An 11,379-nucleotide genomic window follows, 5' to 3' on the forward strand; every position below is an offset into this window, starting at 1 on the left:
GAGCAAATAATGCCAAAGCGTACGGATATTAAAAGCATCTTAATTATTGGTGCTGGTCCAATTGTTATCGGTCAGGCGTGTGAGTTTGACTACTCAGGTGCACAAGCATGTAAAGCATTACGTGAAGAAGGTTACCGTGTAATTCTGGTAAACTCTAACCCTGCAACGATCATGACTGACCCTGCAATGGCAGATGCAACGTATATCGAGCCAATCACTTGGCAAACTGTTGCAGCGATCATTGAGAAAGAACGCCCAGACGCAGTTCTTCCAACAATGGGTGGTCAGACTGCATTGAACTGTGCCCTTGCCCTTGATGAGCATGGCATTTTAGAAAAATTCAATGTTGAATTGATTGGTGCAACGAAAGAAGCGATCGAAAAAGCGGAAGACCGTAAACTTTTCGACCAAGCAATGCGTAAAATTGGTCTTGAATGTCCAAAAGCAGCAATCGCTGAATCAATGGAAGAAGCTTTAGAAATTCAAGCACGTTTCGGCTTCCCAGTGATTATCCGTCCATCATTCACCATGGGTGGTTCAGGCGGTGGTATCGCATACAACAAAGAAGAATTCCTTGAAATCTGTGAACGCGGTTTCGATCTTTCTCCAACCAAACAATTATTGATCGATGAATCTTTAATTGGTTGGAAAGAATATGAGATGGAAGTTGTTCGTGACAAAAACGACAACTGTATCATCGTCTGTTCGATTGAAAACTTTGACCCAATGGGCGTACACACAGGTGACTCAATCACTGTTGCACCTGCACAAACATTAACAGATAAAGAATATCAGTTAATGCGTAATGCATCTTTAGCAGTGTTACGTGAGATTGGTGTAGAAACAGGTGGTTCTAACGTACAGTTTGGTATTTGTCCAAATACTGGCCGTATGGTTGTGATCGAGATGAACCCACGTGTATCTCGTTCTTCTGCATTGGCTTCAAAAGCAACTGGTTTCCCTATTGCGAAAATCGCTGCGAAATTAGCGGTTGGTTATACCCTTGATGAGCTTAAAAACGACATCACTGGCGGTACAACTCCAGCATCTTTCGAACCTGCGATTGACTACGTTGTAACTAAAGTTCCACGTTTCAACTTTGAGAAATTCCCACAAGCTGACGCAACTTTAACCACACAGATGAAATCTGTTGGTGAAGTGATGGCGATTGGTCGTAACTTCCAAGAGTCTATGAACAAAGCACTTCGTGGCCTTGAAGTGGGTGCAACTGGCTTTGATGAAAAAATCGAAGTGGGTGCTGAAGGCGCGCGTGAGAAAATCTTACAAGAACTTCGTGTTCCGGGTCCTGAGCGTATTTGGTATGTTGCTGATGCTTTCCGTCACGGCTTTACATTAGAAGATGTATTCCAAGCGACTAAGATCGACAAATGGTTCTTGATCCAAATCGAAGACATCATCAAAACAGAAAACCAAATCAAAACTTTAGGTTTTGGCGATCTAAATGCGGACAACATCCGTTCATTTAAACGTAAAGGTTTATCTGACCTTCGCATTGCGAACTTGATGGGTATTTCACAAAAACAATTCCGTAAACATCGTTGGAACTTGGGCGTAACCCCAGTTTACAAACGTGTAGATACTTGTGCTGCTGAGTTTGAATCAGACACAGCGTATATGTATTCAACTTACGATGACGAATGTGAATCAAACCCGTCTAGCAAAGACAAGATCATGGTGATCGGTGGTGGTCCTAACCGTATTGGTCAAGGTATCGAATTCGATTACTGCTGTGTACACGCGGCGCTTGCAATGCGTGATGACGGTTATGAAACAATCATGGTGAACTGTAACCCAGAAACGGTTTCTACTGACTATGACACATCTGATCGCCTGTACTTCGAACCAATTACACTTGAAGATGTGTTAGAAATCGTACGTATTGAGAAGCCAAAAGGCATCATCGTACAGTACGGTGGTCAAACACCACTTAAATTGGCACGTGCTTTAGAAGAAGCTGGTGCACCAATTATTGGTACATCTCCTGATGCGATTGACCGTGCAGAAGACCGTGAACGTTTCCAACAAATGATTCAACGTCTGCAACTTCGTCAACCAAACAACAGCATTGTAAAATCTGCTGAAGAAGGTATGGCTGAAGCAGCGAAAGTTGGCTATCCACTTGTAGTACGTCCATCTTATGTACTTGGTGGTCGTGCGATGGAAATCGTATACAACGATGAAGAGTTACGTCGCTATTTACGTGATGCTGTTCAAGCTTCTAACGATGCCCCTGTTCTTCTTGACCGCTTCCTAGACGACGCGATCGAAGTTGACGTAGACTGCGTATCTGACGGTAAAGACGTGGTGATCGGCGGTATCATGCAGCACATCGAACAAGCAGGTATCCACTCAGGTGACTCTGCATGTTCGATCCCTCCTTACTCTCTTTCTAAAGAGATTCAGGACGAAATGCGCCGTCAAACTATCGCGATGGCGAAAGAGCTTGGTGTTGTTGGTTTAATGAACGTACAGTTTGCTGTTAAAGGCGAAGACGTTTACATCTTAGAAGTGAACCCACGTGCATCACGTACAGTTCCGTTTGTATCTAAGTGTATCGGTGAGTCTTTAGCGAAAGTCGCTGCACGTTGTATGGCGGGTCAATCTTTAGAATCTCAAGGATTCACTACAGAGATTATCCCTGAGCACTTCTCTGTTAAAGAAGCAGTGTTCCCATTCAACAAGTTCCCTGGTGTTGATCCAATCCTTGGGCCTGAGATGAAATCTACAGGTGAAGTAATGGGTGTTGGTAAAACATTTGGTGAAGCGTTCTATAAAGCTGTATTAGGTGCAAATGAGCGTTTACCAGGTCTTCCAACGGAAGGTGAAGTTAAACATGCGTTCATCTCTGTACGTGATTCTGATAAACCACGTGCAGCAGGTATTGCAAAACAACTTGCTGACTTTGGCTTCAAAATACTTGCTACTGGTGGCACATACGATGTCATCAAAGCGGCTGGTATTGAATGTGAACGTGTAAATAAAGTGACTGAAGGTCGTCCAAATATTGTGGACCGCTTGAAAAATGGCGAAATACACCTCATTATCAATACAACAGAAGGTAAACAAGCTCAGCAGGATTCGTTCTCAATCCGCCGTTCTGCACTTCAAGGTAAGGTCTATCATACGACTACCCTTAATGGTGCAGATGCAGTTTGCCAAGCTTTAGCAATCAAATTGCCAATGGATGTATATCGTTTGCAAGACTTACAAACAGTAGGTTAATACACTACCAAGAAGTCCCGTCACCTCTTGGTGGCGGGCTTTTTTTCATTTATAGACTTAGTATTTTTTCATACTTACTTTTTTGAGGGACAACTATGCAACGTTATCCTATGACACCTCAAGGCAAAGAAGCGCTTGAGAAAGAATTACACCAACTTAAAACTGTAGATCGTCCTCGTATTACAGCAGCGATTGCTGAAGCGCGTGAACACGGAGATCTTAAAGAAAACGCGGAATACCACGCTGCACGTGAGCAACAAGGTTTCTGTGAAGGCCGTATCCAAGATATCGAAGGAAAATTGGGTGCTGCACAAGTGATTGACGTTAAAGAACTTGAGCAAAATGGACGCGTTGTTTTTGGCGTGACTGTCACAATTGAAAATTTGGATACTGAAGAACGTAAAACGTATCAAATTGTTGGTGACGACGAAGCAGATTTTAAAATTAACAAAATATCTGTGAATTCCCCTATCGCGCGTGGTCTTTTGGGTAAAAATGAAGGCGATGAAGTTAAAATTACGACACCTCAAGGTGAAGTTGAATACGAAATTGTGAGCGTAGAATATCTTTAATTCTTGATATTTTAGGCTATAAACCCCTCTGATGAGGGGTTTTTTATTTTCATTTTAATTGATTCATTGTTTTTGCTAGATGCACTTTTCCAGCTTCATGAAGCTTCGTAATAACATTACGAAAATCTTTTTCCTCTCTATTTTGACTTAGTTTTGATTTAGCAATGATTCTTTCAATTTTAATTTCAAATACAACAAAATGGTTGAGCATTTCCATCAAGAAATCTTTTGATGCATCTGCCATTTTCCAAGCATTTTTACCATTCGTGATACGTTCATGTTGTTGGGTGAGTTGACCTAATACTGCAAGTTTAGTTTTCTGATCATGATAAAACTGAATTTCACCATTAATGTGTACGACTTGATAATTCCAAGTAGGTACTTTTTTGTGATCTTCAAATTTTGAAGGATAATAATTCGGTGAAATATAAGCATCCTCTGCTTTAAAGATGCATAGTATTTGATTATTCAAAATCGAATGATTGAATAGTGTATTCTGCAATGAAACATGTCCTCTCAATGTTTGTTCATCTACTAATATGAGCGGGATATGTTCAGCAATTAACCCTGTTTGGGTCTGTGCGACCAAAGATGCAAGAGGATACTCCTTTATTATTCTATATATTTCTTCAGGTCTATCTTCTCTAAATTCTGTTTCAACAAACATAGCTTTTCCATTCTTCTAATGCTCAATGAATATAAAAGTTTTTATTCAGGATGTAAGTTTTAATTGGTATATAATGCCCTAAAATATTCTCCTTTTATTTCACCATGTCTGAAAAGCTGATCAACTCCCCTGTCAATCACTGGTGCGAATTCGAATTTATCTCTAAAACAGTCAAAAATCCGAATATTCATATTAAAGGCAATTACAGTTATTACTCAGCCTATTGGGATCAAGGTTTTGAGCGTTGTGTAGTGCGTTATCTACATGACAAACCTTCGACACCAGAAAAACCCATCGATCAGCTTTATATTGGCAATTTTGTCTGTTTTGGCGCTGAGTGTGTCATCATGATGGGTGGAAATCAGTTACACCGTACCGACTGGATTTCAGCATTTCCTTTTGATACGCGTAGTTTTGTGTCTGCTGGCGATACTGTCATTGGTGATGGTTGTTGGATTGGTAGTCGTGCCATGATTATGCAAGGGGTAAAACTTGGTGAAGGCGCAGTGGTGGCAACTGGTGCAGTCGTGACCAAAGATGTACCGCCTTATGCTGTAGTCGGTGGCGTACCTGCCAAAATTATTAAATACCGTTTTCCTGAGGAAGATGTTAAGAAACTGCTTTCACTTAAGCTCTATGATTTAGATGAAAAGCAGTTTTTAAAAATGCGTGAACAGTTGCAGGCAGGTGATGTTAATTCAATTTCAGATTATGTTTTTAATTTAGATCATTAAATGGCAATATTTTTTTTGAATATTTCACTACTTTTCGATTTTTTTCAGATTCGTGAGCAGGCCAAATATAATCAGTGTAATTAAGAGTCCAATGATAATATTGTTGATCACCGCGTTTAAAATGAATATTTAGAACAGTTCCAGACTCATCGTAACAATGTGCTGAAGTCTGATAATCATGTTCTGAAAAACATGCACGAATCATTTCAGAAGCATAAAAAAGTTGATCTGCTACTGCTAATCTATATTTTCCTTTATGATTCAATTGAACAAAGTCCGCATACTGCTCTGTTCTCCCTCCACCTGAGTAGCTTACAAACCTATCATCAATGATAGCAATTGCCAGATCATTTTGACTTAATGGATAAAGGGCTGGATAAATTTTGATTCCTGAGCTTTGAAACTCATCGTCTACGCTAAAACTTTGATGTGAATGTCTATAATTCTTAAAATCCCAACGATTAAGTTCAATATAGTGTTCACCCATTTTTTGAAATTTGACTAGTTTGGGAGAAGAATCAATTAGATAGTAATATGAATCCTTCATATTCTTCACACGATATAATTTTGTGTCTTGTGCTCGACATTTCAATTCGTTTTTTTGACAAATTGAGTTGACCAAACTCTCAGAACTTGGAATTTCCGCAAACGATTGTGCAGAGATTATATAATTTGCATAGAGATGAGATGTTAATAATGCACCAAAAATCGAGATGCATACAATTTTACAAAAATTTATCATTTAATTTAATTAATATTTGTTCTGAGGAACTTATACCAGAATATAGAATTGATGAAATAGTATATATAAAAATAAATAAAGATATAGTTATCAAATAAGTTAACCAATCTTAAATACCTGTTTAAAAAAATTCCAACAAATCCACTTGGTTTTATTAATAAAAAAAGCAGTATATGATCAATACGAAAGCATAATTTTTTAACTTTATTTTGAACTATTTTAATAACGGTTAAAAAAGGAGAACAACATGAATTATCAAAATATCCTCGTTCCAGTGGATGGTTCAGAAGTAGCACTCAACGTCGTTCAGCATGCTGTTGAATTGGCTAAAGCATTTAATAGCAAAATTACCGTTGTTCAAGTGATGACACTCGATCCCTATATCGCAGCCGAATATCTCTCAGATGGGCAGTCAAATCTTTTAATCGAACGAGCACGAAAATTTATTGAAGATAACCTAGCTCAAGCTAAAGCAAAATTTAATGAATATGGAATAGATGTAGAGACTAAAATACTCGAAGGAGAAAGTATTCACCGCACCATAATGAAAGCGATTGATGAGCTTAATATTGATCTGATTGTTATCAGCTCACACGGTCGAACAGGATTCAAGAAATTAATTATGGGTAGTGTCGCACAAAGCCTCATTACCGAAGTCAATGTACCTGTTTTTGTCGTAAAGCAATAATAACTGATAGCTCCGTATACCGTCATACGGAGCTACTCGAACCATCCAAAAACCTTAAAATCTATTTTGCCATTGTTAAACACGATCCCCTCTTCAAGTAATCTAGCTTGCTGGCAATTAAAACCTTGATCATCCAAACGCTGATGACTAATTTTACCTTGCGCATTAATGACACGATGCCAAGGCAAGTCGCTACTCACATCTAATTGATTCAAAACACGACCAACCAAACGGGCATGTTTAGGCAGTCCTGACATCGCAGCAATTTGACCATAACTGGCTACTTTCCCATAAGGAATTTGTGATACTGTGGCCAAGATCAACTGTGCCATTTCCGCTGATACTGATCGATTCATCAATAATTGACCTATAGTTTATCGGATGATTGATTTGAGCAAATGCATTTCATAACAGACTCACTTAATCTAAATTTGCACAATAACAATACACAGAGAAATACAATGAATAGGATATTTTCACACTTACTTGCTGCTTCAATTGCAGTCGGTACAATCTCAATTACATCGACAACTCAAGCCGTGCCAAGCAGTATAAATATACAAAATATTTTACAACAAGAACGTGCTTGGGCTGGACTGAATACCAAGCGCATTAAAGTCTCCGACATCGATTGGGCTTACAGTGAAGGTGGAACCAAAGGCAAACCAGTACTTATGCTTGTGCATGGTCTTGCAGGCAGTCGGGATAATTGGAACCGAGTCGCTCGCTATCTGACACCACATTATCACGTCATTATCCCTGATTTACCTGGACAAGGTGATAGTAAAGTAACTGCAGATTTTGATTATTCAATTCCAAATCTAACTGAAAAATTACGTCGCTTTGCGGAAGCCATTCATGTTGATCAAAATCTAAATGTTGCCGGTCACTCCATGGGCGGTGCTGTAGCATTACTTTATGCAGCTCAGTATCCAATCGATACTAAATCATTACTACTCATTAACAGTGCAGGTGTATTTAAATCAGCCAATACGCCTTACTTAAAAGACCCAAACTTACTCAAAAATTTTATCGTTTCTAGACCTGGAGATTTTGATCGGTTATTTAAAATTGCTACACAGCAACCTCCATTTATACCGAACGAACTGAAAGTCGAACAAGAAAAGCTCATGATATCCAATGTTACGAATAACACGAAACTCGTCGAGCAACTTATTCTCATGTCCAAATCATTTACACCTGAAACATTTGCGCTAGCGGCTCGTTCAATCGATCAACCAACACTCATCATTTGGGGAGATCGTGATCAAATTATTAATGTAGAAGCTGCAGCTGAACTGAAAGGATTACTGAAAAATGCTCAAGAGCCTATCATCTTAAAAGGTGTAGGTCATACACCAATATTGGAACAAGAACAAATCCTCGTACAACATTATTTAAATTTTCTTAATCTACTCAAATAAGTTATAGACAATGAATGGGACATCTTAGATGTTCCATTTTTTTTAATTCAAGAATAAAAAAAGAGGAACCGAAGTTCCTCTTTTTCACATTAGTCTATTAGAACAACAAGTGGTTTTTGTTCAACAAGTCTTGAAGTGAAACATCTGTATTGTTGAAAGTAATGAGGTCAACCTTGTTATAAGTTGTACCTGCGCCATCACGATCAATACTTAACTTCGTATTGTTTCCGTCTTTCTCGACAAAAATGAATTTATCAATGTTTTGAGCAGTTGCACTATCAGATAACAACTCAGAAACATCAATCTTCACATTGCTGCCTAATTGGAAGTCATTGATTGTGTCAACACCGTTACCACCGTTATGGCTGTTGTCATTTAACACATTGAAGATCAACTTATCCAAACCTTTAGCAGAAACTGTTTCATTCAAGTAAGTAGAGTTGAACTTACCAGCTGTTTCATTCGCCAATGCATCAGCATCATTCGCGTTTGCTTCTGGTGTGAATTTGCTCCAAGCCAATGGTGAACCTGATTTAGAATCAATTTGAAGTACTAATTGAGCTGTATCAGACTTACCAGTTACAGGATCAGTAATCGTGTATTTAAAGACATCCGTTTTACCAATCGCGTTTAGGTTTGCATTTGGCTTATAAGCGTATGTACCGTTTGCATCGATAGTTAATGTACCAAACTCGCCTTTAATTGTTGTTGCACCATTAATCGCAACACCATTTACAGCTTTCACAACAGCACCGGCAACTACAAGATCTTTACCATGTACAGCATCAAGATCAGTAATCACATTACCTTTCGCTTCAGTGATTGACTTCACAACAGGCGTTGTACTTGTATCAGTTTCTTTAATTACTAAATTAGTCTGTACATAACCTGGTAAAGAAGCAAGGTTACCATTACTCATTTCAATACGATATTTACCTGCAGGTAAATCATCTAAATTGATATGAGCAACCTCTCCAAATAAGCCAATGAAATCAAACAATCCTGCAGATTTATTATCGGCAATTGGTACCCACTTACCAGAACTATTTTGCTGGTAAAGAACAATTGATACTGAGTCTAATAATGTTCCCCATGATGCCGATTTTACTTGAAGCTGCACATCTGCAGTTTTGTTTGCACCAATTGTAAACTCTGTAGCACCACTCGTTTTACCAAGCGTAATTCCGAGGAAACCAATTAACCAGTTGTACGAAATCGCATCTTTAATGAATTTCTCTGTAACAGGATACTCGTACTCGATACCAGCTTTAGCAACATTATCAATGGCATCCAACGGAATGTTTGGAGCAGTCACTTGACGTGGTGCAGATTCACCCGCTACATCAGAAGCGGTCACAGATACATTTTGTCCATCATTCAAACTTGGTATCAACTTAATTGAGTAGTTTCCATTGCTATCCGCAGTGGTTGTACCAATCACGTTGTTGTTTGCATCTTTTACTTTAACAGTTGATAAAGCTTGTGCAGTACCTGTTACTAATGAACCATCTGCATTAAATGTTGCCGTTGGAGCATCTGGAGGAGTTACATCCAAATCGAAGCCGATGCTTGATGAAGGACCGATATTTCCAGCTTCATCAATCGCTTTAGCTTCAACGATAATTGTACCTTCTGGTAAATTATTGTTGATTGGATATGTCCAATTACCATTTTGATCAGCAGGAACAAGTGCAGAATCAATAATTCGACCTGTAGAGTCCTTAATCACTAATTCGACAGTAGTATTCGCTTCAGCTTTACCTGTTAATACTGGTTTCAAGTCACTTGGATCTGTAATTGGATTAATAATCACAGCATCAGGAGCTTGAGTATCAACTGTTAATTGCTGAGTTTCAGTTTTTTTGTTCTTAGCTAAATCAGTAGATGTTACTTCAACTGTGTAATTTCCATCCGCTAAATCTCTTGGCGGTGTAAATGTCCAATTGCCTGAGCTATCTACAGAAGCTGGTGCATCTACAACAGTATTTCCATTCTTATCTTTGATCACGACTTGAACTTTAGAATATTGTTCAGTTGAACCAGAAATTGCTGGAGTAGTATCGTTTGTAGGATATAACTCTTCAACTGACAAATCAGGTGAAAGCGTATCTACACCAAATTTTAAAGAAACTGTACGGCTAGTATTACCTGCAGCATCACGTGCAGTGGCTACAAGTGTATATATACCATCTGCTAAAGGTTCTGCTGGTTTATAACTCCAACGGCCTGTAGACAACACTGCTAAACCACTAGATACCACAGCACCGTTAGCATCTTTAATCTCTACAGCAACCTCTTTAGGATTATTTACTGTATTACCACTAATCGTACGTTGTGGATCATTAGTATAGTTAATACTTGGATCAACCGCCGTTACTTGAGCTGCTGTGACTACTGGTTCAGCTACAAATAATGAGCGTGCAGCGAAAGCAGAGAATGCAGCAATTTGAGGCTCAGCAGCTAATGATACTGCCTGTACAGATGCAGCTTCACTCACATCCCATGCAGCTTCTTCATCATCCCAAGGATCGATATCTAACCAAGGATCATTATCATCTTCCCACGGATCAATATCGATATCTGGTGGTGTCAAGTCGATTACAAAATCTTGTTCAGTTGGATTACCTACGTTTCCAGCTTCATCTTTAGGAGTAGCTTCGATTTTGTAGTCACCTTCTTCCAACTCAGCTTCTGGTTTATACGACCATTTACCATCTTCTCCAACTTCAACAGTGGCCTTCTCTTCGAAGCCATCTGGACCGGTGATCACGATATCCACTAGCGAACCTTTCTCACCTGTTCCTGTAATTTCAGGTTGAGGATCATTCGATTCGAAATCATTACCACCAATTGGATCAATAGTAATGTCAGAAGGAGGTGTTGTATCAACTTCTAACTGTTCTTTAGAAGTATCACCTTTGTTACCCGCTTTATCAGTCGGAGTTACTTCAATATCGTAATGACCTTCTGGTAATTCTTCAGTCGGTGTATACGTCCAGTTACCTTCTGGATCAACTTCTGCTTTACCTTCAGAGACAATTTCACCGTCTTTGTCTTTGATCACAACATCAACTATCGCTCCCGGTTCTGTTTTACCAGTAATTTCAGGAGTGGTATCGTTTGTTGGCTTAAGCTCATCGATGGTTAATTCAGGCGCTACTGTGTCAACCTCGAAGCTCTCTGGCTGAGATTCACCTGTGTTACCTGCTTGATCTGTCGCTTTTGCAACTACGTCATATTCGCCATCTGCCAATTCAACTGATGGTGTATATGTCCATGTGTCACCTGTAACTGTCGCTGGACCTTCTG

9 protein-coding genes are annotated in these 11,379 nt (G+C 39.1%); 5 read left to right on the forward strand and 4 right to left on the reverse strand.

The features are described 5' to 3' along the window. Positions 1 to 9: 9 nt before the first annotated feature. Together carB and greA are read left to right on the forward strand one after the other, a co-directional pair. Entirely contained in the window at positions 10 to 3,243 is a 3,234-nt protein-coding gene (gene carB / locus AC1M9M_RS03865; RefSeq protein WP_481595651.1) for a carbamoyl-phosphate synthase large subunit, read from the forward strand. A 95-nt stretch (positions 3,244 to 3,338) separates the two neighbouring features. Continuing rightward, positions 3,339 to 3,815 (forward strand): transcription elongation factor GreA, encoded by a 477-nt coding sequence (gene greA / locus AC1M9M_RS03870; RefSeq protein WP_035266896.1) that lies wholly within the window; start codon positions 3,339 to 3,341, stop codon positions 3,813 to 3,815. Between the two features lie 49 nt (positions 3,816 to 3,864). Here greA and AC1M9M_RS03875 read toward each other — a convergent pair whose 3' ends face one another. Beyond that, a complete protein-coding gene (locus tag AC1M9M_RS03875) occupies positions 3,865 to 4,482 on the reverse strand; it encodes an FMN-binding negative transcriptional regulator (RefSeq protein ID WP_481595652.1) in 618 nt (205 codons plus the stop codon). 104 nt (positions 4,483 to 4,586) lie between these two features. Between AC1M9M_RS03875 and AC1M9M_RS03880 the strand changes: the two genes are divergently transcribed. After that, entirely contained in the window at positions 4,587 to 5,216 is a 630-nt protein-coding gene (locus AC1M9M_RS03880; RefSeq protein WP_481595653.1) for a CatB-related O-acetyltransferase, read from the forward strand. Here AC1M9M_RS03880 and AC1M9M_RS03885 read toward each other — a convergent pair. After that, positions 5,200 to 5,763 carry a hypothetical protein gene (locus AC1M9M_RS03885; RefSeq protein ID WP_481595654.1) on the reverse strand — a complete coding sequence of 188 codons (564 nt, stop codon included), beginning with the start codon at positions 5,761 to 5,763 and terminating at the stop codon, positions 5,200 to 5,202. The two genes, AC1M9M_RS03880 and AC1M9M_RS03885, sit on opposite strands and share 17 nt — an antisense overlap. 442 nt (positions 5,764 to 6,205) lie before the next feature. Here AC1M9M_RS03885 and AC1M9M_RS03890 point away from each other — a divergent pair, with 442 nt between their 5' ends. Next, on the forward strand, positions 6,206 to 6,646 hold the full coding sequence (locus AC1M9M_RS03890; RefSeq protein WP_481595655.1) for a universal stress protein: 441 nt from the start codon (positions 6,206 to 6,208) through the stop codon (positions 6,644 to 6,646). 32 nt (positions 6,647 to 6,678) lie between these two features. Here the strand turns inward: AC1M9M_RS03890 and AC1M9M_RS03895 are convergent, their stop codons facing one another. Further along, on the reverse strand, positions 6,679 to 7,002 hold the full coding sequence (locus tag AC1M9M_RS03895; RefSeq protein ID WP_035266885.1) for an MGMT family protein: 324 nt from the start codon (positions 7,000 to 7,002) through the stop codon (positions 6,679 to 6,681). A gap of 105 nt (positions 7,003 to 7,107) precedes the next feature. On the opposite strand from AC1M9M_RS03895, the gene AC1M9M_RS03900 reads away from it, so the two are divergent. Continuing rightward, positions 7,108 to 8,070 carry an alpha/beta fold hydrolase gene (locus AC1M9M_RS03900; protein ID WP_481595656.1) on the forward strand — a complete coding sequence of 321 codons (963 nt, stop codon included), beginning with the start codon at positions 7,108 to 7,110 and terminating at the stop codon, positions 8,068 to 8,070. A gap of 97 nt (positions 8,071 to 8,167) precedes the next feature. Here the strand turns inward: AC1M9M_RS03900 and AC1M9M_RS03905 are convergent. Further along, the coding region (locus AC1M9M_RS03905; protein ID WP_481595657.1) for a BapA/Bap/LapF family large adhesin at positions 8,168 to 11,379 on the reverse strand (3,212 nt) is incomplete at its 5' end.

It is taken from the genome of Acinetobacter sp. ANC_7503 (genome assembly GCF_056780035.1).